We start from the raw sequence: 24,048 nt of genomic DNA on the forward strand, positions 1-24,048 counted from the left end.
CGGGCCCTTAGGGAATCATCCAAGGTAACACATAGGCTTGCAGGGTAGTCAGCAGGCCAATCAGAACCGCAAAGATCAAGCTGTGTTTCACGGTAAAGCGGAACAGATCGGATTCTTTGCCGGCCAGACCCACTGCCGCGCAGGCAATGGCGATCGACTGGGGCGAGATCATCTTGCCGGTCACACCACCTGTGGTGTTGGCGGCCACCATCAGCACTTCAGGCAGACCCAGCTGCTGTGCCGTGGTTGCCTGCAAGGCACCAAACAAGGCGTTGGCAGAGGTGTCGGAACCAGTCAGGAACACACCGATCCAGCCCAGGAAGGGCGAGAAGAAGGTGAAGGCTTTGCCGGTGTGAGCCAGGGCCAGCGCCAAAGTTGCGGACAGGCCGGAGTAGTTGGCGATAAAGGCAAAGGCCAGCACCATGCCAATCGAGTAGATCGGTACAGCCAGTTCCTTGAAGGTTTCGCCCAAGGTTTCCACCGCTTTTGCGGGTTTCATGCGCAAAAAGAGGATAGTCAGCAAGGCGGCAATCAGAATGGCGGTGCCGGTGGCAGAGAGCCAGTTAAAGGAGTAGACCGCGCCATACGGAGTGGCCGAGGCCACGACGGGTGGGGCCTTGTCGACCAGATTGTGCAGGAAGGGCACAGGAATATTCACGATGGTCGACGCCAGCGGGCCATTGGCAGCAAACAAGGCTTTGAAAGGCTGCACACTCCAGATCGTGACCATGGCGGTCAGGATGATGAAGGGCGACCATGCTTTGATGATGCGGCCAGTGCTCAGCACGGTAGGGGCTTGATTGGCCAGATTGTCCTGGGCAGGCGAGCCTTCTTGTGTTTCAAAACGGAAGATACGTTTGGGTTGCCACACTTTCAGGAACAGGGTCAGCACAACCAGGGAAACCAGAGCCGAGGTAATGTCCGGCAGCTCGGGGCCAATGTAGTTGGCGGTCAGGAACTGCACCAGCGCGAAGGAGCCGCCACCGACCAGCACGGCAGGCCAGGTTTCCTTGATACCGCGCCAGCCGTCCATGATGGCCATCAGCCAGAACAGCACGAGCACCGTCATGAAAGGCAGTTGGCGACCAGCCATCTGGCCGATTTCAAAGGGATCAATACCCGATACCTGACCGGCCACGATGATAGGAATACCCATGGCACCGAACGCCACCGGGGCGGTATTGGCAATCAGACACAGACCGGCCGCGTACAAGGGGCGGAAACCCAGGCCAGCCAGCAAGGCGGCAGTAATGGCAACGGGCGCACCAAAACCGGCTGCCCCTTCCAGGAAGGCGCCAAAGCAAAAGCCCACCAGGATCAGTTGCAGGCGCTGGTCAGGCGTGACGGACAGGATGGAGGCGCGAATGATGTCGAACTGACCGGTCTTGACCGAAATCTTGTACAGAAAAACGGCGGCCACAATGATCCAGGCGATCGGCCACAGCCCATAGAAAAAGCCATACACCACCGAGGCCAGCGCAGTGGAAACCGGCATGCGATAGAAAAACAGGGCAACGCCCAGGGCCAGCAAGACGGTAATCGTCCCTGCCATATACCCCTTCATGCGCAACTTGGTCAGGGCCAGGAAAAAAAAGATGATCGGAATAAGGGCGATCAGTGCCGACAGCCAGATATTGCCGGTGGGATCGTATTGCTGCAGCCACGCTTGTTGCATGTTGTTCTATCTCCGCAGGAGCAAATGGGAGGCGCTTGTATCGCAAGCGAGCCTGAAGGTCGTTAAATTGGTCTGACCATTTCTTGAGATCGTCAAGAACAGAGCGCATTGTATAGAAAGGATTATTTTATTGAATCTAAGTGTTTACCCTAACGATTCAAGAATAAACAATTTTTTATCCAATTAATTGGTCATACCAATTTTGGTCAAAAACCAGAAATAAGAGGTGGAACGGGCAGGGGCTGTCACACGGTTTTCAGGCGTGAAAGTCTCTGTTCCTGACTATTTTTGCCAGGATGGGGCGGGAGGAATCGGGTTACGCTGTTGCTCGTTCAGGTCGATGTCTTGCGACTTCATCAGCGGGAACACTCGCTTTGCAAAAAATGATATTGAGAATCATTATCGTGGATGTAAACTAGGCTTCTAATTAGTAGAGTTTCATAAATTAAATAAGAGGCAGTGGCAGGTACTAGCACGCTGCTGCCATCAAAAGGGTCAACATAGATATGCCAACCCCTCAGGCGCCCGCGCCACGCGGACGTCCTCCCACCATCACCCGAGCACGGATTGCCGACGCTGGCATTCAGATTGGCCTGCCCAACATCACCTTTGTGGGGGTAGCGGCCGCTTTGGGTGTCAGCCAGATGGCGCTGTACAAGCATGTGGGCAATCTGGAAGGGCTTAAACAACTGGTGGCCGAAGAAATTTTCAGCCGCTGGCAAGTGCCTCGGGCCACGATTCCGGTTCAAGACAGCCTGGAGGACTATCTGCAGCTGTTCAGTGCGGCGACACAGGCTTTTGTGAAAGCCAATCCGGGCATCACGCCCTATGTGATACGCAGGCTGGTGGCGACTCCTTCCATGCTGGACAAGATCCGGGAGCATCAAGAGCACATTGCTCAGGCTTATGGCGTGTCCTTCGAGCGCTCGCGTTACTTGATGGGAACGGTGGCCTTTCATTGCCTGGCGGTTGCCGATACGGTCTATGCCGTGGCTGGCCGGGAGCCACGTGCAGCCGTGGAACGGGTCGTGGAGGAGGTCGAGATGGAGGGCATACTGCAATTGGGCATGACAGCCCTCATTCAAGGAGCTTTAGCAATGAGTGAGCAAGACATTTCTCCTGACTTTTCCACCCAGTTTCTGGATACATCCGCTTTGCCGATAGCAAGGGTGCGCGAGTTCCCCTTGACCCTGGAGCTGACCACGCAATGGCTGGACGATATGGAAACCCTGATCAAGGCCGAAAAAGAGTTCGTTCTGGTCTACGAAAGCCTGCCCGATCCTTCCACTCCCGGCGACCCGGAAGGGCGCAAGAAAGCGGTGTTGTGGTTAAAGGCACATCGTGAAGGCTTCGGTCGTTATTGCCGCGGGATTGTGATGATGTGCGATGACCCTGCCAATCTGCCTGCCCTGCAGGAGATGGTGGGGCCTTTGGAAAAGGTTTATCGGGTACCTGGGGGTGTGGCCTCCAGCCCCGACGAGCTGCGCGCTTTCATCCAGCAGTGGGTGACAGCAAGTTAGGACATAACTGACAGTAGTCCATCGCCTGATAGCGCTTTGCTTCAGGTTTCAAAGCCGCTGCGTCTCCGGGTTGAGAGGCAGCGGCTTTGTTATGGACAATCTTTCGCTGAACTGTACGTGTTTTCCCGTCTAGTATCGGTTTTCCTTTGGCATGACAATAAAAACATTGTCATAACAATAAGCAGTGGTCACAGGAGCAAGTACGTGAAAGATCCACATTGTCATTCCAGTAGCATCCTGGTGGAGCGCCCGGCTAAGGTCGCTTTTGAAATCATGTCCGATGGCATCTTGCAAGGTCAGTGGGCCTGGGGCAGTGCGAATCGCAGCGAAGTGGAACCGGGCCTGTTCAGGGGGACCTCGGTCTTTAGCGGCCAGGAAACCTATGTGCGCCTGAATGTGGACGCAGACCGCTTTCAGGTGGATTACGAGGTGGGCGCCAGCAAGGAGGCGATGCAGTTTCGTAATATGTCGCGCGTTATTCCAGGCGAGGTGCTCAAGCTGGGCGCAGACAAATGTGTAGTGAGCTTGCTGACCTGGCGTTTGGCTACACAAAGCGATGCGGCATGGGAGCAGATTTCCTGTGTCCATGAGGCCGAGATGTTTCTGATCAAGGGCCTGCTGGAACGCGAATAAGAAGACGGCTTACTGGCAGGGGAACCAACGATTTTCTGTTGATACCGCAGGTGGAACACAACACGTAGGGAGAGCCAGCAGCAGAGCGTCATCAACAGGGATGAGATAAAAAAGTGAGTACAAAACCACTGTATGAGCAGCTTGCTGACAAGCTGACCCGCTATATCCAGGACGGTCGCTTGAAGCCCGGCGACCGCTTGCCTACAGAGGCCGAGCTAGGGGGGATGTTCGGCGTCAGCCGCATCACCGTGCGTCAGGGCCTGGCGATCTTGACGCGCAATGGCTTGATCGAGCGTTTTCCCAGCCGAGGCTCCTTTGTGCTGGAACGCAAGAACACCGGCTCCTGGGAGCTGAGTTCCATCAATGACCTGGTGCAGTTGGGCAAAGACACCACCACTCAGATTGCCAGTTGGGGGCTGGTCACCCCTCCGGCAGATATTGCTGAGTTTTTCGCTTCCGATGAGCCGGTTTATAAGCTGCAAGCGGTGCGCTACAGGTCAGCGGTGCCCCTTTATTTTGCGGAGAATTACTTGCTACGCTCGATAGGAGAACGTATCGAGCAACAGGCTCTGGAAACACACACCATGGTAGAGATGCTGACTGGCGTGCTGAACGTGCCCATCAAGCATGCGCAAGAAGAGATCAGCATGGCCAATGCGTCGGCAGACATGGCCAAGCAGCTCTGGATCAAGGAGAACCAGGCCGTGATTGTGCAGCGTATTGATCTGTTCAATACCGATAACAAACCGGTGCAAAGCGGCAAGGGCTGGTGGCGCAGCGAGCATTTCAAGCGACGCTTCAAACTGAACTACGACTAAGTCCGGGGTCTGGCACCTGGCCAGACCTTGCCGGTAGCCGGTTTACACAGGCAAGCGTTGCCCCTTGGCCTTGATGCAAGACAGCACGATCTGCGAATGGATCTTGGTGACGCCGCGCAGTGTGTTGAGCTTGTGAATGACAAAATTGGAAAAAGTCTCGAAGTTGCGCGTGCGTATGTGCAGCATGTAGTTTGCCTGCCCGGTCACGATGTAGGCATGGAGCACTTCATCCATGGTAGCCAGTGCCTTGCTCAGGTACTGATGCTCGCTCTCGTTGAGCTGCCCGATATTCACTTCCACAAAGGCTTCAATGGCAAAGCCCAGTTTGCCTGCGCTCAAGTTGGCGCTGTAGTTTTCGATGAAGCCTTCCTGCTCCAGAATCTTTACGCGCCGGTGGCAGGAGGAGGGCGAAAGGGCTACCAGGTCAGCTAGTTCCTGGTTGCTGAGCCTGCCGTTGTCCTGTAAAAGACGCAGGATTTTCAGGTCTGTCTCATCTAGTCTCATATTTTAGAATTTTCTATGAAAAAGGTTTTTAAAAACCGAATTTTCTTCCAGTATTAATCATAATCTTCATCGCTTTGGAATAATTTACCAGAGGCTCGGTGCTAGACTAAATAGCTTAAAAAGCAGAATCGAGGAGCATGAATATGATTACCTTGCAGCAATGCGAGCAGTGGGATCAGGCCGATGAACTGGCTGCCTTCAAAGCCAAGTTCGACCTGCCACCCAACACGATTTATCTGGACGGGAATTCGCTGGGCGCCATGCCCCGACACGCCATGGAGCGCGCCCAGGAAGTTATTGCTCAGGAATGGCGTACCGACCTGATCAATAGCTGGAACAAGGCAGGCTGGTGGACCTTGCCCGTGCGTCTGGGCGACCAGATGTCGCCCCTGATCGGTGCCGGTCAAGGTGAAACCATCGTCAGCGACAGCACCTCGGTCAATCTGTTCAAGGTGCTGGCTGCCGCCGTCAATTTGCAAAAAGAGCGCCATCCGGAAAAGAAAGTGATCCTGGCCGAGCGTGATTCCTTCCCTACGGATCTTTACATCATTGAAGGGTTTAACGCCTTCTTTGGCAAAGACTATAGGCTTGAATTGATTGATGACCCGGCAGACCTGCAAACAGCCGTCAATGATGAAACCGCTGTGGTGGTGCTGTCCCATGTGAATTACCGCACGGGTTACTTGCACGATATGCAGGCGACCAACCGCCTGGTGCATGAACACAATGGCCTGTTGATCTGGGATTTGTGCCACTCCGTGGGTGCTTTGCCTATCGAGCTGAAAGACAGCGAGTCCGACTTTGCCATTGGCTGCACCTACAAGTACCTGAACGCCGGTCCGGGTGCTCCGGCCCTGCTGTGGGTGAACCCCAAGCTGATGGGCCAGATCAGCCAGCCCTTGTCCGGCTGGTGGGGCCACAAGCACCCCTTTGCCATGAGCCCGTCATATGAAGCCGCCAACGGTATCGAGCGTTTCTTGTGCGGTACTCAGCCCATTGTTTCCTTGAGCCTGGTGGCTTGCGGTGTGGACGTGTTCCTGCAAACCGACCTGCAGGCGGTGCGCCGTAAATCCCTGGCGCTGACGGACTTGTTCATCGCGTTGGTGGAACAGGAATGTGCGGAATTTGGCCTGCGTCTGGTGACTCCACGCGATCACCACTACCGTGGCAGCCATGTCAGTTTTGCCCATGAGCAAGGCTATGCCGTGGTGCAGGCCCTGATCGCCCGTGGTGTGATTGGGGACTACCGCGAGCCTGAAGTGATGCGCTTTGGTGTTACGCCCTTGTATCTGTCTTTTGTGGATATTTGGCAGGCTGTGCAGCATATCAAGGCGGTACTGACCGATAAGGAATGGGACAAGCCCGCCTATAAAACACGCTCCAAGGTGACCTGATCAGGCTGATATAAAAAATAAGCATAAAGGAGGAGACATGAGCCGATTTGAGCAAATTCAATCGCGCGAAGCCGGGCTGCATAAAAAACTGAGTGCCCGCCAAATGAGCATGATTGCGATCGGGGGCGCCATCGGTACCGGCTTGTTCCTGGGCAGCAAATTTGCCATTGGCTTTGCTGGTCCCGGCGTTGTACTGAGTTATGTGATTGGCGGCTTCATTGCTCTGGTCCTGATGGGCTGCCTGGCCGAGATGACGGTGGAACACCCCACATCGGGCTCTTTTGGAGCCTATGCGGAGTTCTATATTCATCCGCTGGCCGGGTTCCTGGTGCGCTACAGCTATTGGGCCTGCATTGTTCTGGCCGTGGGCACCGAGGTGACGGCGGTGGCGGACTATATGAAGTTCTGGTTCCCGGACGTCTCACCCTGGATCTGGATCGCCTTTTTCTCGGCCGTGCTGATTGCCGTCAATGCCTACAGCGTCAAGGCTTTTGGCTCGGTGGAGTACTGGTTTGCCCTGATCAAGGTGTTTGCCATTATTGCGTTCATCGTGCTGGCCATTGGCATGTTGACGGGCTATTACAAGCCCGCACAGGTACAGGAAAATCTGTTTGGCCAGGGTGGCTTCATGCCCAATGGCTGGTATGGGGTGTGGGTAGGGGTGATCATTTCCATCTTCAGCTATCTGAGTATCGAGATGATTGCCGTGGCGGCGGGCGAGGCAGAAAACCCCGAGCAAGCCGTGCGCCAGGCCTTCAAGGCCACCATCTGGCGCTTGATCATTTTCTACCTGCTGTCCTTGTCGCTTATCGTGATGCTGGTGCCTTGGCAGGTGCTGGTAGCGGAAGGCACAACCAGTCCTTTCATTACGGTGATGCAGTCCGTCGGCATTCCCTATGCAGACAGTATCCTGAACTTCATTGTGATTATTGCGGCCTTGTCGGCCATGAACAGCATGCTCTATATCTCGACCCGCATGATGTTCAGCCTGTCGCGTGCCGGTGATGCGCCCGCTGCGCTGGGCAAGGTGGCGCGCAATGGCGTGCCCTTGAATGCCCTTGCTTTATCGGCCAGCGGTGTGGCCGTGGCCGCAGTGGTGTATGCCAACAATCCGGAAACCGCCTTTCCGGTGATGATCGCCCTGTCCATGTTTGGCGCCTTGTTCACATGGGGCATGATCTTCCTGACTCATTTGTTCTTCCGCCGCCGCGTGGCCCGGGACGGTGTGCAGCTACGTTTCCGTATGCCGGCCTATCCCATCGGCACCTTGCTGGGCTTGATTGGCATTGTGGCGATTTTGGTGACCACCTGGTTCATCAATATCTTTCACTACACCTTGCTGTTTGGTGTGCCGTTCCTGCTCGCCTTGGTTGTTATTTACTTTGTACGAGGCGCTCGTAAGGCTGCCTGAGTGATCTGACTTTCTGGCCCTGTTTGAACAAGCCCCTGCCTTGGCAGGGGCTTTTTTTTGCAGCGTGCGTTTCAAGAAGCTCGTCCCGTCGGATAACAGCGGGAGCGTAGTGATGTTGAGGCGTGTGTGTCTGAACAGGTAAGGATGTGGTGTGGGGCCGGTTTGATCCTTGTCAGCCTTGCGGTTTGTGGAGAATCGGCTCAATAAAAATATGTATTATTTGAGACTATTATGTATCATTTGGTATTGTGATTGCTCAATAAGGCCACTGTCAGTCGTTCTGGGTCGCTGTGCTTTGTTGGGGGCGGCCAAGGCTGCGAGTGCTTGGGAGGAAAACTGTGAACCGTCATGGAAAGCGCATGACTCATCCGCGTGAGTTGCGTCAATCGAATCGCGAAGCCTTGCTGGGCCCCGGCGCGGATGCCGCTTTTAGCAGCTTGGCGGCGCCCGAGATTCGGCAGCGCGTGCTGCTGGCCCATTGGGTGGCCCATAGCCGGGACAAGACCCAGCAGTACTTGGGTTTCCCCTTGGGCCGCATCATGCTGCAGCGCTGGATGCACAGCAAAGCTGGCAGCCGTCGGATCGAGGCGTTTGGCCTGCCGCGTCACATCGTCCATGAAACCTTGGGGGAGCAGGCCTTAACCCTGCATGTGAACCCGCGCGAGCTGATCCGCATGGCCATTCAGGCGCCTCGCAAAGAGGAAAAACGGCCGTCCTCCCTGGCCTTTATCTGGGAGGGAAGCTGGGACCAGCGACGTGAAGATTTGCGCGTCGGAACGCGTTACTCCCTGATCAGCGATCTGGATGAAAACCGGCATCAGCTGGAACAAACGGCGCGTTTCAAAAAGCTGATGAAGCGTATTGAACAGGGCAATCCTTGGGAGTCGTATCAGCAAGGTGTATTTCTGGATACGCCGGAGAAGATTATTGAGTACCTGCGTATTTACCTGGGTTTTCTGGATGAGATGGCTCGTGATGGCTTTGATCCCAGGCGCGGCAAAGATGCCTTGGGAGTGGTGATCTCCCGTGATGGCCGTATTCTGAAAATTAATCGTGGTCTGCACCGATTGGCCATGGCCCAGAGGCTGGGCCTGCCTAGCGTACCCGTGCAGGTACGCCATGTGCATCGCTTCTGGTGGGATCGGGTCACTGCCGGGGCCACGGGCGAACTGGCCTTGCACCGGATGCAGCAAGCCTTGCGCCGCTGCGTGCCGGAGACCCGGCCCGGCCCTTTGGATCTGGATCCGGATACCTTGCTGACAGATGCTTTCTGGCCGACTCCGCGTGCCGGTCTGAGCGTTTAAAAAATCACCCGCATAGTCATTATTCCATGGGTGAAATACGGTTTCTCAATGAATGACGTTACACTAGCGCACGCTCCACCCAGGTAGCGTGCCTGTTCGTTTTCCTGCTCTCCAGTGGTGCCAAACAAGAAGACCGATTCGCAGCGATCTGGCAATAGCCCGTGCCCGATCCAGTCCTGTATTACCTAGGGGAAGAATTATGACTGCAGCAAAGCCTCGGCCTCGCGAGGAATTGCTATTGCGCCTTGTAAGCGCTTTGGCCGACCAGCCGCGGGCGTCCATGGGGCAATTGGCCGGTCTGGTGGGCTTGAGTCGCGCAACCCTGTGCCGCTACTTCCCGTCTCGTGAAGCCATGATGATGGAGATCTTCCAGGAAGGGGTAAATAGTGCGGAGCAGGCTATTGAGCGCGCCCGCTTGTGCGAGGGAAGTCCACAAGAAGTCATTCAACGACTAATCCAGGAACTGCTGCCTATTGTGGATCTGTACATGTACGTTGAGCGCCAGTTGCAGGTAGAGGAGTATTCCACGGCTCGCACTGAAGCGGTACGACAGGCGTTGATTGAGCAGTTCCAACAGTGGCAGGAAAGCGGGGACTTGCGGCGCGATCTGGCGGCCAGTTGGTTATGCGAGTCCTTGTTTGCCTTGCTGGGCAAGGCCGCCAGGCTGATTCGAGCTGGCCGTCTGGCCCGCCATGACGCACCCCACAATGTGTTTGTCCTGCTGTGGAGCGGCATCGTTCATCCCTGATCGGGCCGGAAAACCAGGCCTTGTGCTTTCGTGCCTGTGCGGATTACGCTGCTTGCTGGTGCAGCGCACACATACGGAGGTAATGGCATGAAGCAGGCAATAGCAGCTTTCTCTTTGGGTTTGTCCCTGCTGGCGGGGGCAGGTGGCGCACAGGCCGCTTTGGACGTGGGCACACCCGCGCCGGACTTTACCGTGCAGGCCGCTCTGGCCGGTAAAACCTTTGATTTCTCCTTGAAAGAAGCTCTGAAAAATGGGCCGGTGGTGCTGTACTTTTATCCCGCTGCGTTCACCAAAGGTTGCACCATTGAAGCGCATACTTTCGCCGAGGCGATTGATGAGTACGCTTATTTTGGCGCCACGGTTATCGGGCTGTCCTCGGACAATATCGATACCCTGAAAGATTTCTCCACGGGGCCTTGCGGTAGCAAGTTCGCGGTGGGGGCGGACACCACAGGCCAGGTCATCAAGGCTTATGATGCGGGCCTGGGGACGCACACCGAACGGGCTGCCCGCATGTCTTATGTGATCTCGCCCGAAGGCAAGATTGTGTACGAATACACGGCTATGGATCCCGATGAGCATGTCAGCAAAACCCTGCAGGCCGTGCGCGATCTGGCGGCGCAGCAAGGGACAAAATAAACGCTTGGCTTGAGGCTTGGTCGGGGGAAAGCAAGCCGCGCAGGATACGGGGCTTGCTTTTTTTTGGCTTATTTTTGCAGGCGCTTGAGCATGTATGGCACGCTCAAAAACAGAATGGCAGCAATATAAAAACCCACTGCAACTGGACTTTCCAGCAGTACCAGAAAATTTCCCTGTCCGGCCGCCAGGGCCGTTCGCAACTGATTTTCTGCCAAGGGCACCAGAATCAGACCGATCAGCAAAGGGGCAATGGGAAAGCCGTAGACTCGCATGATGTAGCTGACCACGCCCAGGCCGGCCATCATGGCCAGTTCAAAGGTGGAGCCGGACACGCCCCAGATGCCGATCATGGCAAAGACCAGAATTCCGGCGTAAAGCTGCGGTTTGGGAATATAAAGCAGACGCACCCACAGGCCGACTAGCGGCAGGTTCAGCACTAGCAGCATGGCATTGCCGACATACAGCGAGGCAATCAGGCCCCAGACCAGTTCGGGGTTGCTGGAAAACAGAAAAGGGCCGGGCTGCAGACCGTAGTTTTGAAAGGCAACCAGCAAAATGGCGGCGGTGGCGGATGTGGGCAAGCCCAGCGTTAGCAAGGGCACCAGAATTCCGGCTGCGGCGGCATTATTGGCCGCTTCGGGACCGGCAACGCCTTCGATTGCACCGTGTCCAAACTCGTCCTTGTTTTTGGACAGGTTTTTTTCCAGGGAATAGGACAGCATGGTGGGCAGCTCAGAGCCTCCGCCAGGAATCGCTCCCATCGGGAAACCAATGACCGTGCCACGCAACCAGGGCTTCCATGAGCGTGCCCATTCATTGCGTGTCATGAAAGCTTTGCCACTGATGGGGATGATCTGCTCGTCGTTGTGACGAAAGCGGCTGGCCACGTACAGAATTTCTCCCACCGCAAAGACCGAGACCAGCACCACCGTCAGCTCAACACCATCGAGCAGGTCGGGCAGCCCGAAAGTCATGCGAGCCTGCCCGGTCATGGCATCGATGCCGATCACGCCCAAAGCCAGGCCCAGAAACAAGGAAATAAAACCACGGACGCGGGAAGCTCCCATCACCACAGCGACCGAGGTAAATGCCATGATGGTCAGGGCAAAGTAGTCCGCCGGTGTGAAAATAAAGGCCAGTTCGGCCACGGCCGGGGCGGCGAAGGTCAACGCCAGCGTGGCGATGGTGCCAGCAATAAAAGAGCCAATGGCGGCCGTGGCCAAGGCGGCCGCGCCTCGCCCACGGCGTGCCATCTTGTTGCCTTCCAGCGCGGTCATCATGGAGCCCGCTTCACCGGGGGTATTGATCAAAATGGCGGTGGTCGAACCTCCGTACATGGCGCCGTACAGCACACCGGCGAACATGATGAAGGCTGAAACCGGCCCCACGGAAACCGTGACTGGCAGCAGCAGGGCAATGGTCAGTGCCGGGCCAATGCCGGGCAGAATGCCGATGGCCGTACCCAGCACCGAACCGATCAAGGCCCACATCAGGTTCATGGGCTGCAGAGCCACCTCAAAGCCGTGCAAGAGCAAAGAAAGCGTATTCATTACAGCCCCGCCACAGGAAGAAAGCCGCCCAGTTGCAAACCCAGGCGGCCAAACAGAAACCAGCAGGCGCTGCCCAGTACCAAGCCGGAGAGCAGATCCAGCAGCACGCGACGTGAACCCAGGGCACGTGCCACCAGCATGAAACACACTGAGGCCGTGAGTGGCAGGCCCAACGGCTCCATCATCAGGCTGGGCAGCACGGCAGCCAGCAGGACGGTCAGGAAGGGCCCCTTGTCCATGCATGGATCCTGGGCCAGCTCTTCCTTGTCGAAGGCGGTGCCACGATGCATTTGCAGCAGGAACAAAATGCCCAGAACAACCAGTCCCACGCCGACCAGCGCAACGAACAGGCCTGGGCCGATCGCGGCATATTGTGCGCCGAGAGTCAGGGACATGGAGGCGTAGAGACAGACGGCACCCGCCAGGATGACCGCCAGCCCCAGCCACCAGGGCTGACGCGAAGTTACACTCATGTGTGTTCCCCGACTTGCTTTACTGGATCAAGCCTGCGTCTTGCAGGATGGTCGTGGTGCGCTCGGTTTCTGCCTTGATGAAGTCACCGAATTTGTCGCCGGCCAGAAAGTACGGTTCCCAGCCCAAGCGCTCCTGCGTTGCTTTCCATTGTGGTGCTTCGCTGAGTTTGGTGAAGTGGTCAATCCACAGCTGATAGTTTTCTTCAGGCATGTCCACCGAGCCCAGAATGCCCCGCCAGTTGGCAATCTCCACCTTGTAGCCAGCTTCTGTGAAGGTAGGCACTTGCTCCAGGCCTTTCATCCGTTTGTCCGAGGAGATGGCCAGAATACGGATGCGGCCGCTGTCGGCAAATTGCTGAAACTCGGACGCCCCCGAGATTCCGGCCTTCAGGGTCCCGTTGACGATCCCTGTCACTGTATCGGCCCCGCCGGCTTGCGGGATGTAGTTCAGGGCTTTGACGGGCACCTGGCCTTGCTGTGCCAGCAAGGCCAGAGCAATGTGATCCGTTCCACCGGCAGAGCCACCGCCCACGGGCATGGCCCCAGGGTTGGCTTTCATCGCTTGTACAAAATCGTCCAGGTTTTTGTAGGGGGAGTCGGCTTTGACCGCCAGCACAACGTATTCCGCTGTCAAACGCGCAACAGGTCGAAACTTGCTTAAATCGATGGGGGATTTGTTCATGGCAATCGAGCCGACTGTGATCGCACCGAATACAGCCAGTGCATCGGGTTTGCCCTTTTGCGAGCGCTGGAAGTCGGCCAGACCGATGGTGCCGCCGGCACCGCCTTTATTGCTAAAGCTGACCGTGCCGGTGTAGATGCCCGCCTCATTCATGGCCTGCATGGATTGGCGGCCTGTGGAGTCCCAGCCTCCGCCTGGGTTGGCAGGCAGCATCATGCTGAGCTGGGCTTGCGCAGTGACTGTAGCCCCCAGCAAGGTAGCGGCCAGCAAGGGACGCAGAAAGCGATGAAGTTTCATGTCATGTCTCCTGAATAAGTGCGCCTGTAGACGCCTGGTTTTTTTTAGTTGTTCGGCGTTGATATTACCCTATGCGTAATGCAGAGCTACCTTATGTGCAGGATGGACGATGGAGTCGGCCTGCTCGAGTGGCGCATGCGTTTGATGGCTGATGGTAGGCAGAGTATGTTCATATGAACATTTGGGCGTCATAAAACTTTCATCTGAGCGTCACCGACACGTAACTTCGCGTTCCTACACTGCCGGGTATTCAAACGAAACCCATACGCCGTGTTATGAACCTATCTGTCAGGCAAAGCATTATTGTGGATCTGCTGGCCGCCCAAGGGGCGGTGTCAGTGGATGGCTTGGCCGCGCATTTCGGGGTGACGCCGCAGACTATCCGGCGCGACCTGAACCACTTGTATGAAGCCGATCTGGTGCGCCGCCGCCATGGTGGTGCCGAGCTGAATGTGGTCGAGCGTAATGTGCCTTTCCAAACGCGCCGCATTACCCATTTGCAAGCCAAGGCCCGTATCGGGCGAGCCGTTGCCACTTTGATTCCCCCCGGTGCCAGCCTGCTGCTGGGTTTTGGCACCACCCCCGAGCAAGTGGCCCTGGCGCTGGCCGACCATCGCGATCTGACCGTGGTCACCAACAACATCAGTGCCGCTCTGGCCCTGTCCCACAATATGAGCCACCGCGTGGTACTGACGGGTGGTGAACTGCGTCAGCCCAACCCCGAAATTCTGGGCCCCGGCGCCGAACGCCTGTTCAACAGCTTCAAGGCGGACTTTGGCGTGTCCGGGGTAGGGGGCTTTGACTCGGACGGTGCTTTGCTGGACTTTGATATGGCCGAGTCCGATTGCCACAAAGCCCTGCGCGGCAATTGCCGGGTGCGGATCCTGGTGCTGGATCACACCAAATTTGGCCGTCGTGCTCCTGTGCGCAGTGGCTCTTTGGATGATGTGGATATTCTGGTCAGCGACCAGCCTATTCCCGAACCTTACCGCGAGCAAATTCCTGCGCGTGTTCAGATCGTGATCGCTGACGAGGTGCAGGCATGAATCGCGCCGCTATCGAGTTGCAAGGTATAGGCAAAGCCTGGGGTGAACAGGCCGTGCTCAAGCAAATGGACCTGTCCATTCAGGAAGGTAAATTTACGGCCTTGCTGGGGCCTTCGGGCTGCGGTAAGTCCACCTTGCTGCGCATTATTGCCGGGCTGGAAACCCCCGATCAGGGTCGGCTTTTGATCAATGGGCAGGACGCCACCTATCTGGAGCCCGCCAAGCGTGGCTTGAGCATGGTGTTCCAATCCTACGCCCTGTTCCCGCATCTGAATGTGGCCGACAACATCTTGTTCGGCCTGCAAGTACGCCGTGCCGATCGTCAGCAGCAAAAAGAGCGTTTGCGTGAAGCCTTGGCGCTGACCAATCTGGAAGGTCTGGAAGAGCGCAAGCCCGGCCAGTTGTCGGGCGGGCAGCGGCAGCGTGTAGCCCTGGCGCGCAGCATTGTGTCGGGCCATCGTATCTGCCTGATGGACGAGCCGCTGTCGAACCTGGATGCCAAGCTGCGTCACACCGTGCGCCATGAAATCCGTGCTCTACAGCAACGCTTGGGTTTGACCGTGGTGTACGTCACCCACGATCAGACCGAAGCCATGGGCATGGCCGATCACGTGGTGCTGCTTAACGCTGGACACATCGAGCAGCAGGGCAGTGCCCAGGACCTGTACGGGCAGCCCAATAGCGTCTTTACCGCCGGCTTTATCGGCAGCCCACCCATGATGATGATTCACAGTGACCAAGTGCCCTTGGAGTTGTGGCCCTCGCGCCGTCAGTACGACCAGCCGCATCGTGTGCTGGTGGGCGTGCGCCCGGAGAACCTGAACTTGCACGAAGCGGGCGAGCAGTATGTGGCTGCCACCGTGGTGCACCAGGAGTTTCAGGGGGCCGATGCCTATGTGTATGTGCAGCTTGACGATGGCCACACCCTGATCGTGCGCGCGCCGCACAGCCGCAGCGTCGAGGCGGGTGCTCGCTGTGGCTTGAGCTGGGACCCTGTTCACGCTTTTTACTTTAACCAGGACAGCGGGGCTCGCCTGCCGTCTGCGGATGCTCTGACTGCTGCTCCTTTCGCTGTTCCTCCTGCTGTTCTTCCCTAAACGTACTGCGAGTCTACCCATGTTGAAGAATTGTTTGCTTGCCACCTCCAGCGCCCTGTTGATGGGCCTGGGCGCCAATGCCCATAGCGCGGTGGAATTGACCATGTATTACCCCATTGCCGTAGGAGGTCCGCTGACCGATGTGGTCGATGGAATGATCAAGGACTACCAGGCCCAAAACCCGGAGGTCACCGTTAAAGCCGTCTACTCCGGTAACTACGATGAAACCCGAGTACGTGCCTTGTCGGCCCTGCGTGCGGGCGAGCCGGTGCAGCTTTCTGTACTGGGTGCACTGGATACGCATGATCTGGTGGAACAAGGTCTGGTCGAAGCCTTTAGCGATGTGGCTCAGGACACCCCCAGCCAGGATTGGCTGAAAAGCTTTTATCCTGCCTTGATGGCTAACGGCACCTTGGAAGGCAAGGTCTGGGGCATTCCGTTCCAGCGCTCCACCATTGTCATGTTCTACAACAAGGACATGTTCCGTGAAGCGGGCCTGAATCCGGATCAAGCTCCCAAGACCTGGGACGAGCTGGTGCAAACCGCCCAGAAACTGACTAATGACCAGCATCACGGCTTGATGATTCCGTCGACGGGCTACCCCTACTGGATGTTCCAGGCCATGGCCTTGCAAAATGGCCGTCAGTTGATGAATGAAGAAGGCACACAGGTCTACTTCAATGACCCCAAGTCGGTGGAGGCGCTACAGTTCTTCCACGACCTGGCCTACAAGCACAAAGTCAGCCCCACTGGCACCATTGAATGGGGCACGCTGCGCCAGGCTTTTGTCCAAGGCAAGACCGCCATGATGTGGCACACCACGGGCAACCTGACGGCCGTCAAGAATGAAGCCAAGTTCGACTTTGGTGTTGCCATGCTGCCCGCCAAGGAAAAAGCCGCGTCGCCTACCGGCGGTGGCAACTTCTACCTGTTCAAGGGCGCGAACGAGGAACAGAAGAAAGCGGCCCTGGATTTCGTGCGCTGGATGACGGCTCCCGAACGTGCGGCCAACTGGTCCATGGCTACGGGTTATGTCGGTGTCAGCCCTGCTGCCTATGAAACGCCTGCTCTGGTCGAGTACGCCAAAACGTTCCCGCAAGCTGTGGTCGCCCGCGATCAGCTGGCCGTGGCCTCGCCCGAGTTTGCCACTTACGAGACAGCACGTGTACGCGAGCTGCTGTCCAACGCCGTGCAAGCCGTGCTGACCAATGCCAAGACGCCCAAGGCCGCTCTGGACGAAGCCCAGGCTGCCGCAGACCGTCTGCTGCGTCCTTTCAACTAAGCAGGTGCAGGAATGGCTGAACCATTGCGTGTGCTGCGTAAAGAGTGGGTATTTGCTTACCTCTTGTTGACGCCGCTGTTTGTGCTGCTAAGCGTGTTTGCCTTTATCCCGGCGCTGCACACGTTCTGGTCCAGCCTGTTGAGCAAAGGCACGGCTCGTCGCCCGGCCCAGTTTGTGGGCATGGACAACTACGATGCCATGCTGGCTGACCCGACGTTCTGGCTGGTTCTGAAGAACAATCTTTGGTATGCCGCCATTGTGATTCCGGTGTCCATGGCTCTGGCCTTGCTGATGGCCTTGTGGGCCAACCGGGCCATGAGCATGCGGGCCTGGGTGCGTTGTGCCTACTTCACGCCCACCATGCTGCCCATGATTGCCGCCGCCAATCTATGGCTGTTTTTCTACACACCGGATCTGGGTTTACTGGATCAGATTGCCAAGCTGTTTGGCGCCGGGGCCACCAACTGGCTGGGCCAGCCGCAAACCGCCCTGGGCGCGGTCATGGTGGTGACGATCTGGAAAGAGGCCGGTTTTTTCATGATCTTTTATCTGGCTGCTTTGCAAACCATCCCGCCCGAGCTGCGCGATGCCGCTCGTCTGGAAGGCGCGACCCGTTGGCAGTATGGCCGCCGTGTGCTTTTACCCTTGCTGGCACCCACGACCCTGTTCATTTTGATCAACGCGCTGATCAACTCGGTCAAGCTGGTTGATCACCTGTTTATCTTGACCAAGGGCGGCCCCAATAATGCCTCCAAGCTGATGCTGTACTGGATCTGGGAAACCGCTTTTGCCTATATGGATACGCCTAGTGCCGCCGTGCTGACGGTTGTGCTCCTGTTGGGGCTGGGTGCTGTCGCCATCTTTCAATTTCGCTACGCTGAACGACGCGTGCACTACCAGTGATGAACATGGACACTGTTTTGACTGCTCCGGGCCGCAGCTTGCGTTTGCCATCCCTGGATACGGTGGGGGCACATGCGCTGGCCCTGCTGTGGATTGCCCCTTTGCTATACGCCTGCTGGGCTGCATTTCGCGACCCGTCCGCCGCCTTGAGTTTTGACTGGAGCGCAGGCTGGACCTTTAGTAATTTTGCAGCCGCCTGGGACCGTGCGCCCTGGTTGCGCTACATCTTCAACACCACCGTGCTGGTGCTGACCATTCTGCTCGGACAGTTTGTGCTGTGCACCCTGGCCGCTTATGCCTTTGCCCGCTTTCGTTTCTTTGGCAGCCAGTTTCTGTTCATGCTGCTGCTTTTGCAGTTGTTCATCCTGCCCGAAGTGCTGATTGTGGAGAACTACCGCATGGTGGCCTTGCTGGGCTGGACGGACACGGTCTGGGGCATGGGTGTGCCCTATATGGCCAGTGCCTTTGGCGTGTTCTTGTTGCGCCAGGCTTTCAAGCAAGTGCCGCGTGAACTGGAGGATGCGGCGCGACTGGAAGGATGCAGCCGCCTGGGTGTGCTCTGGCGAGTGTACGTGCCGTTGGTCAAGCCTGTGTACCTGGCTTATGCCCTGGTGTCGGTGTCTACGCACTGGAACAATTTTCTATGGCCCTTGGTGATCAGCAGCTCTGACCATACCCGTCCTTTGACCGTAGGTTTATCCCTGTTTGGCGCACCGGAAAGCGGGGTCAGTATCTCCCTGATCAGTGCCGCCACATTAATGACTATCTTGCCGCTTTTGTTGGGCTTTTTGCTGTTTCAAAAGCAGTTCATGCAGGCCTTTTTACGCGCCGGCATTCGTTAAGGAATTCTGATGAAGATCATCCAGTTTTCGGACCTGCACATTACCCCGCCCGATGGCCTGTTGTTTGGCTCGGACCCTCTGGATCGTTTGCGTAGCTGTGTACAGCACGTCAATCGTCATCATGCCGATGCAGACTTGTGCGTGTTGACGGGCGACCTGACCCACGCCGGTCATCCACGCGCATACGAGCGGCTGTGTGAAGGCTTGCAGGATTTGATTCCGCCTGTACGTTTGATGATGGGCAACCACGACAGCCGCAGCGCTTTTCACAGTGTATTTCCGCAGGCCACGACCGATTTACCCGGCTTTGTACAGCATGCCGAGACCTTGGGCGATTGGCGCCTGATCTACCTGGATACCTTGGAGGACGGCTATACCAACGGCTTTTTGTGTACGCGGCGTCTGCAATGGTTGCAGCAGGAGCTGGCCGCGCATAGCGGGCCGGTAATGCTGTTTTCGCACCATCCTTTACCTGCCTTGCAGTATCCGTCCATGGATTGGCTGCGTATGAGTAATGCGTCGGATTTATTGCCTTTGCTCAAGGCTCATCCCGCGCCCGTGCATTTGTTCTCCGGTCACGTGCATCGCTGCGCCAGCGGTGTGTGGAACGGCCTGCATTTTGTGACGGTCAATGGCACCAACCATCAGCACGAACTGGATCTGGAGCGCGAGGGGGCCGCAACATCGACTTTCGAGCCTGCCAGTTACGCGCTTATCTTGCCCAACGCAGATGGTTTGACGGTGCATTTTCAGCCCTTTGGCTACGAGGAATTGCGCTTTCCGTATACGGGGGATTTGAGTGCCCTGAAGTGCGTGTAAGCCTTCAGGGTTCAGCAACGCTGGCACAAGGCTGAAGTGATCAGCAAACCCGCAGTGGCCCCCGAGGCCTGGATGGCTTTCCAGGTTACGGGGGCTGTTTGTCTGGTAGCCGCTTTCACGTGATTAGAAGGAATAACGCAGGTTCAGCATGGCATTACGCGGTGCGCCGTAATAGCCGGTGTAGAAGGTCTGATCCAGCGCACTCAGGTACTTGCGGTTGAACAGATTGTTGACGTTCAAGGTGGCCGTCAATTGCTTGCTGAAGTCGTAGCGGCCCATCAGGTTGACGACGGCGTAGCTGCTTTGTTCGCCGGTGACAGTCTTGCCCAAATCCCACGGTGTGGCGGTGAAATGGATCTGGCTTTGCCAGTTCACACCACCCCCAATCGTCAGGCGATTCCAGCTGCCGGGCAGGCGGTAGGCGGTCCACAGCTTGGCCATATGGCGTGGCACCAGGGTTTTGATGCGCTCGCCCTGGGCGTCTTTGGTCTGGCTGTAGGTGTAGCTAAAGGCCATGTTCCAGCCATCGAGCAGCTCGCCCGTCACTTCCATATCCAGGCCCTGGGTCTTGGCGCCTTTGACCGCCGTGTAGGCCGCTTCGCGCTCGGTACCCGGCACGATAAAGCCACTGTCGGCCACGGCCAGATTGTCCTGGCGGATTTCGTACAGCGCAATGCTGCTGTTCACGCGGCCGTCCTGCATTTCGCTTTTCAGGCCGATTTCGTAGTTATCGCCTTTGCGCGGGTCCAGAAAGTTGCCGCTACGGTCGCGATAGCTTTGTGGCTTGAAGATGCTGGTGTAGCTGGCATAGATCGAATGCTCTTCATTCAGGTCGTACACAATGCCGGCATATGGGGTGAAGACATTGTCTTCGTGCATGGTTTTCAGGCTGTTAAAGCGCTGCATACCAGGGTCAGGATAGCTTTGGGAAAGACTGTAGCGGTAATTGCTGAGGCGGCCCCCCAAAATGACAGCCAGCTTGTCGCTGGGTTTAAGGCGTAGCGCCGAATACCCACCGTACTGTTTGACGGTCAGATCATAGTCAAACAGCTTTTCTCCAGTTGTATGGGGTAAGGCCGGGTTGTTGTTCCAGTCGTGGAGATTGATGGAGGTGCCTTCGATATCGTCGTCCATGGTGTCATGGCGATTCTTGTAGCGCGACGAATTAAAGCCGACGATCAGTTCGTGGTCCTGTCCAAATAGTTGAAAAGGGCCTTTTGCGTGAATATCAAAACTGGTTTGATACTGTGTGGCATCTGAAACACCTCCGTAAAGCTGCACGCCGTCGCCCGTTTCACGGTTGGGATAGCCCCAGGAAGCATCCGCGCTTTTCCCGCTTCGACGGGCCTTCAGGTAATTCAGGGATATGGCCAGTGACCAGTCTGCCCCCAGTTGCTGGTCCAGTTTCACAAAAGTGTTGTGAGACTCCAGTGTATTGGTGTTCCAACGAGCCCCTGCATTGGTGGAAATATCAAAATCGGTCTGTTCGCCGGTGTCGTAGAACAAAGGAAAGCCGGAGCCAGAGGAGCCGCGCGGATCATTTTTTTGATAATCCATCCCCAAGGTGACAAGCGTGGTGTCCGTAATGTCGGCCTCAAGTATGCCGTAGACCACATCTTTTTTAGTTGTGAAGTAGTCCATATAGCTGTTGCCTTCCTGATGGGCTCCAACCAGACGGCCGCGCAGGCTGCCGTTCTCGTTAATCGGGCCACCAAGGTCTACTTGAGCGCGCATCTGATCCCATGACCCGTAGCTCACTTCGGCATGGCCCTGAAAATCGGCTGTCGGACGTTTACGGACCATATTGACGACGCCAGCTGGGTCGCCTGCGCCGGTCAATAGACCAGAGGCACCACGCAGCACTTCCACCCGGTCATAAATCGCCATATCTGCCAGCCCCTGAGGAATGTTCTGGCTGACGATATCGGACAGCGTGGACAGGCCGTCCAGCTGATAGTTGTCGATAGCATAGCCACGCGAGTAGATGGTGTAGCGGTCGCTGCCTATGTGCTGGATGGAAATACCGGGCGCTTGTTGCAGCACGCTGCCGATATTGTCCAGCGACTGGTCTTCAATGCGCTGGCGCGTCATGACGCTGACGGTTTGCGGCGTTTCACGCAGCGTCATGTTCAGCCTGGTGGCCGTGGTAGTAGCGCCATGGCTGGCATAGGTCTGGCTGCCTTCCGTCACGGGCAAGCGACGGCCCACGACGCGCACCGGGTCCAGCATGGTGGCGTCCGTATTGGGGCGCGACAGGGTGATGGTGTTGTTCTCGCGCCGGTATTCCAGGCCAGAGCCTTGCAGCAGGCTGCGCAGCGCGTCTTCCGGGCGCATGCGGCCCTGAATCGGTGTCGTGCTCAGACCTTGCACTAGCGAAGGCGAGAAAAGCACCTGCAGCTGGGTCTGTTCGGCCAGTTTCAGCAGCGCTTCGGACAAGGGCCGGGCGGGAATGTGAATAGGGACAGGATTGTCTTGGGCCAGGGCAGGGGTGCTGGCACTGGCCATCATCAAAGCGAGCAGGACGGGGCGCAGGCGGGGTAGGAAAGCGGTTCGGTTCACGGTGCAGATTCAGGGTAGGGGCGAGCAGGGCGACGCCCGGATTCAGAGATGTTCGTCAAACGCGATGTTGAGGAACGCTGAATCTAAATACGAGTCAGTCTTACTAAACCCCTCAGCCTGAATCGATTTATTTGACACTAATTGTAATTACGAGACGCTGCTCAGCAGGACACTGCCATCGTCTTGTGTCTTGGCCTGCAGTGGCAGGATCTGTTGCAGGGCTTGAAGCACCGCACTTTGTTCATCCAGCAGGAAGGACGCGGTGACACGCTGCTGGCCGATTCTGCCGTCAGCAATGCGGATGGGATGCTCGCGATAGCGGTTGATTTCAGCAACGACTTCGAACAAGGACAGGTCCCGCACAATAAGGCGTCCTTGCCGCCAGGCGGTGGCAGCGGCCACATCGACCTCGGGTTGAATACTGAGCCCATCCTGAACGGAAACGGTGGCGCCAGAGCCAGCGGCCAGATACCGGGTCTGGCGGTTCCACCAGCGGCCGCTGGACACTTCCACACTACCGCTTTCGACCAGCACTTTGACTTGCTCGGCATCGCGGCGAACCGTAAAGCTGGTGCCGGTAACGCGTACCACCGTATTGCCTGCTTTGACGATGAAAGGGCGCTGCGGGCTGGATGCTATCGCGCACATCACTTCGCCCTGAATCAGGTCCAGATGACGGCTGTCTTCATAAAACCGCAGCTCGGCTTGGGTGGCGGTATTCAGCTCCAGGCTGGAGCCGTCCGGCAGAGGAACCCAGCGGCGCTCGCCCACACGTGTTTGCAGGCTAGCGGCGTACACAGCCTGGGGGCCGAGTAGTAGGCCTGCCAAACCGGCAGAGCCCGCGACAGCGACCAGGGCGCCGGTATTACGGATCAGTTTGCGGCGGCGCAGATCGGGCCGCTGGGGCACTTTGCCGCCATACAGCAGCTTGACCAAATCCTTGTCCAGCGTGCTGGCCAGGGAGCTTAACTGCTCCACCGCCATAAATTCGCGCTCGTTTTCCGGGTCAGCCTGCAACCACTCCTCCAGCGCTTGCTCGTCAGCCGGGCTGAAGCGGCCCGAATGCAGGCGGGCCGACCATTGGGCGGCGGCTTCGGCGGGGGAGGTGGCATCACTGGGGTAGAAAGGGGATTCAGAACTCATCGCGCAGGCGCTCGCGGATAAACTGGCTGGCCAGCGCAATATAACGCTCCACGCTGGCAATGGACAGTTTCAGATGACGGGCAATTTCAGGCTGGGTCCAGCCTTCGATGCGATTCAAGACAAAAGCCCGTCGGTGATTCAAAGGCAACGCTTCCAGGGCCGCAACCAGGGCGTGGCGCACTTGCTCCGCACTGGCGTGGGCATCGGCACCGTCGGTGATGGGGTGAGCGTCTTCATGCAGCTCGTCCCAGGCCAGGTGCTGGAAGCGGCTGTTGCGACGCCACAGATCAATGGCCCGATGGCGCGCGGACTTGTACAGAAAGTTGCGGGCATGGGCCGCTGTCAGTGTTTTCTGATCTTTTCGAAGCAGGGCCTCTACCGCATCATGGGCGACGTCTTCCGCGTCCGCGGCACCGCCAAAGCGGCGCAGGCAGGACTGCATGAACTCGCCATAATAGGCCAGCCAGCTTTTGCGGGAGAGGTCCGAATTGGACATGGGGGCAGGGAGCTTGAATGACAAAAAGCAAATTATTGCAAATAGTTCTCATTAACTCAATGGCGCTTTATTCAGGCCCTATCGGGGCGTGAGGCCAGCTTGCAACGTCGATCCGGAACTTGCACCGAAAAATCGTCATGTCCGGCGAAAAGCTTTGTTGTTTCATACAAGATCGTTATACTTGCGAACTATCAGGGGGAGTAGCTTACTTTC

The 24,048-nt window shown here is 57.1% G+C and carries 22 protein-coding genes; 14 read left to right on the forward strand and 8 right to left on the reverse strand.

The features are described 5' to 3' along the window. Positions 1 to 7: 7 nt before the first annotated feature. Positions 8 to 1,675, reverse strand: a complete 1,668-nt coding sequence (lldP, locus tag ACU6HM_RS07935) for an L-lactate permease (protein ID WP_250756670.1) — start codon at positions 1,673 to 1,675, stop codon at positions 8 to 10. Positions 1,676 to 2,181: 506 nt separating this feature from the next. On the opposite strand from lldP, the gene ACU6HM_RS07940 reads away from it, so the two are divergent. The 3 genes from ACU6HM_RS07940 to ACU6HM_RS07950 all read left to right on the forward strand — a co-directional run bounded on the left by ACU6HM_RS07940 (position 2,182) and on the right by ACU6HM_RS07950 (position 4,646). Continuing rightward, positions 2,182 to 3,195 (forward strand): TetR/AcrR family transcriptional regulator, encoded by a 1,014-nt coding sequence (locus ACU6HM_RS07940; protein ID WP_446763636.1) that lies wholly within the window; start codon positions 2,182 to 2,184, stop codon positions 3,193 to 3,195. A gap of 204 nt (positions 3,196 to 3,399) precedes the next feature. After that, a complete protein-coding gene (locus ACU6HM_RS07945) occupies positions 3,400 to 3,828 on the forward strand; it encodes a hypothetical protein (RefSeq protein ID WP_009462554.1) in 429 nt (142 codons plus the stop codon). Between the two features lie 113 nt (positions 3,829 to 3,941). Next, positions 3,942 to 4,646 (forward strand): GntR family transcriptional regulator, encoded by a 705-nt coding sequence (locus ACU6HM_RS07950; protein ID WP_009462553.1) that lies wholly within the window; start codon positions 3,942 to 3,944, stop codon positions 4,644 to 4,646. 42 nt (positions 4,647 to 4,688) lie between these two features. Here ACU6HM_RS07950 and ACU6HM_RS07955 read toward each other — a convergent pair whose 3' ends face one another. Next, positions 4,689 to 5,150 carry an Lrp/AsnC family transcriptional regulator gene (locus ACU6HM_RS07955; RefSeq protein ID WP_021447021.1) on the reverse strand — a complete coding sequence of 154 codons (462 nt, stop codon included), beginning with the start codon at positions 5,148 to 5,150 and terminating at the stop codon, positions 4,689 to 4,691. Positions 5,151 to 5,293: 143 nt separating this feature from the next. Between ACU6HM_RS07955 and kynU the strand changes: the two genes are divergently transcribed. The 5 genes from kynU to ACU6HM_RS07980 all read left to right on the forward strand — a co-directional run bounded on the left by kynU (position 5,294) and on the right by ACU6HM_RS07980 (position 10,646). Next, complete coding sequence (gene kynU, locus ACU6HM_RS07960; protein WP_009463162.1) at positions 5,294 to 6,544, forward strand: kynureninase; 1,251 nt, start codon at positions 5,294 to 5,296, stop codon at positions 6,542 to 6,544. Positions 6,545 to 6,581: 37 nt separating this feature from the next. After that, positions 6,582 to 7,955 (forward strand): amino acid permease, encoded by a 1,374-nt coding sequence (locus ACU6HM_RS07965; protein ID WP_250756672.1) that lies wholly within the window; start codon positions 6,582 to 6,584, stop codon positions 7,953 to 7,955. A gap of 359 nt (positions 7,956 to 8,314) precedes the next feature. Further along, complete coding sequence (locus tag ACU6HM_RS07970; RefSeq protein WP_446763637.1) at positions 8,315 to 9,259, forward strand: hypothetical protein; 945 nt, start codon at positions 8,315 to 8,317, stop codon at positions 9,257 to 9,259. A 238-nt stretch (positions 9,260 to 9,497) separates the two neighbouring features. Further along, positions 9,498 to 10,007, forward strand: a complete 510-nt coding sequence (locus tag ACU6HM_RS07975; protein WP_152978317.1) for a TetR/AcrR family transcriptional regulator — start codon at positions 9,498 to 9,500, stop codon at positions 10,005 to 10,007. A gap of 87 nt (positions 10,008 to 10,094) precedes the next feature. Further along, positions 10,095 to 10,646 (forward strand): peroxiredoxin, encoded by a 552-nt coding sequence (locus ACU6HM_RS07980; protein ID WP_009463168.1) that lies wholly within the window; start codon positions 10,095 to 10,097, stop codon positions 10,644 to 10,646. 68 nt (positions 10,647 to 10,714) lie between these two features. Here the strand turns inward: ACU6HM_RS07980 and ACU6HM_RS07985 are convergent, their stop codons facing one another. From ACU6HM_RS07985 to ACU6HM_RS07995, 3 genes are read right to left on the reverse strand one after another with little or no spacing between them, the layout of a single operon-like run. After that, positions 10,715 to 12,196 carry a tripartite tricarboxylate transporter permease gene (locus ACU6HM_RS07985; protein WP_250756674.1) on the reverse strand — a complete coding sequence of 494 codons (1,482 nt, stop codon included), beginning with the start codon at positions 12,194 to 12,196 and terminating at the stop codon, positions 10,715 to 10,717. Further along, positions 12,196 to 12,669, reverse strand: a complete 474-nt coding sequence (locus ACU6HM_RS07990) for a tripartite tricarboxylate transporter TctB family protein (protein ID WP_446763638.1) — start codon at positions 12,667 to 12,669, stop codon at positions 12,196 to 12,198. Before ACU6HM_RS07990 ends, ACU6HM_RS07985 begins: the two co-directional genes overlap by 1 nt. A 19-nt stretch (positions 12,670 to 12,688) precedes the next feature. After that, on the reverse strand, positions 12,689 to 13,648 hold the full coding sequence (locus ACU6HM_RS07995; RefSeq protein ID WP_009463174.1) for a Bug family tripartite tricarboxylate transporter substrate binding protein: 960 nt from the start codon (positions 13,646 to 13,648) through the stop codon (positions 12,689 to 12,691). Positions 13,649 to 13,923: 275 nt separating this feature from the next. Between ACU6HM_RS07995 and ACU6HM_RS08000 the strand changes: the two genes are divergently transcribed. From ACU6HM_RS08000 to ACU6HM_RS08025, 6 genes are read left to right on the forward strand one after another with little or no spacing between them, the layout of a single operon-like run. Further along, on the forward strand, positions 13,924 to 14,694 hold the full coding sequence (locus ACU6HM_RS08000; protein WP_009463176.1) for a DeoR/GlpR family DNA-binding transcription regulator: 771 nt from the start codon (positions 13,924 to 13,926) through the stop codon (positions 14,692 to 14,694). Continuing rightward, positions 14,691 to 15,791: an ABC transporter ATP-binding protein gene (locus ACU6HM_RS08005; RefSeq protein ID WP_369326234.1), complete on the forward strand. Its 1,101-nt coding sequence runs from the start codon at positions 14,691 to 14,693 to the stop codon at positions 15,789 to 15,791. Before ACU6HM_RS08000 ends, ACU6HM_RS08005 begins: the two co-directional genes overlap by 4 nt. A 19-nt stretch (positions 15,792 to 15,810) precedes the next feature. Then, positions 15,811 to 17,073 carry an ABC transporter substrate-binding protein gene (locus tag ACU6HM_RS08010; protein ID WP_254499867.1) on the forward strand — a complete coding sequence of 421 codons (1,263 nt, stop codon included), beginning with the start codon at positions 15,811 to 15,813 and terminating at the stop codon, positions 17,071 to 17,073. 12 nt (positions 17,074 to 17,085) lie between these two features. Further along, on the forward strand, positions 17,086 to 17,976 hold the full coding sequence (locus ACU6HM_RS08015) for a carbohydrate ABC transporter permease (RefSeq protein ID WP_009463182.1): 891 nt from the start codon (positions 17,086 to 17,088) through the stop codon (positions 17,974 to 17,976). Then, positions 17,976 to 18,818, forward strand: a complete 843-nt coding sequence (locus ACU6HM_RS08020; protein ID WP_009463184.1) for a carbohydrate ABC transporter permease — start codon at positions 17,976 to 17,978, stop codon at positions 18,816 to 18,818. The genes ACU6HM_RS08015 and ACU6HM_RS08020 overlap by 1 nt, the downstream gene beginning before the upstream one ends. A gap of 9 nt (positions 18,819 to 18,827) precedes the next feature. After that, positions 18,828 to 19,637 (forward strand): phosphodiesterase, encoded by an 810-nt coding sequence (locus tag ACU6HM_RS08025; protein WP_009463186.1) that lies wholly within the window; start codon positions 18,828 to 18,830, stop codon positions 19,635 to 19,637. Positions 19,638 to 19,760: 123 nt separating this feature from the next. Here the strand turns inward: ACU6HM_RS08025 and ACU6HM_RS08030 are convergent, their stop codons facing one another. The 3 genes from ACU6HM_RS08030 to ACU6HM_RS08040 form a co-directional block, all read right to left on the reverse strand. Next, complete coding sequence (locus ACU6HM_RS08030) at positions 19,761 to 22,196, reverse strand: TonB-dependent siderophore receptor (protein ID WP_446763639.1); 2,436 nt, start codon at positions 22,194 to 22,196, stop codon at positions 19,761 to 19,763. Positions 22,197 to 22,343: 147 nt separating this feature from the next. Then, the gene (locus tag ACU6HM_RS08035; protein ID WP_254499863.1) at positions 22,344 to 23,339 is read right to left on the reverse strand and encodes a FecR family protein; all 996 of its coding nucleotides are present in this window, start codon (positions 23,337 to 23,339) and stop codon (positions 22,344 to 22,346) included. Continuing rightward, entirely contained in the window at positions 23,329 to 23,835 is a 507-nt protein-coding gene (locus tag ACU6HM_RS08040; protein WP_226348074.1) for an RNA polymerase sigma factor, read from the reverse strand. Before ACU6HM_RS08040 ends, ACU6HM_RS08035 begins: the two co-directional genes overlap by 11 nt. Positions 23,836 to 24,048 lie beyond the last annotated feature (213 nt).

This window comes from Alcaligenes sp. RM2 (assembly GCF_052931795.1).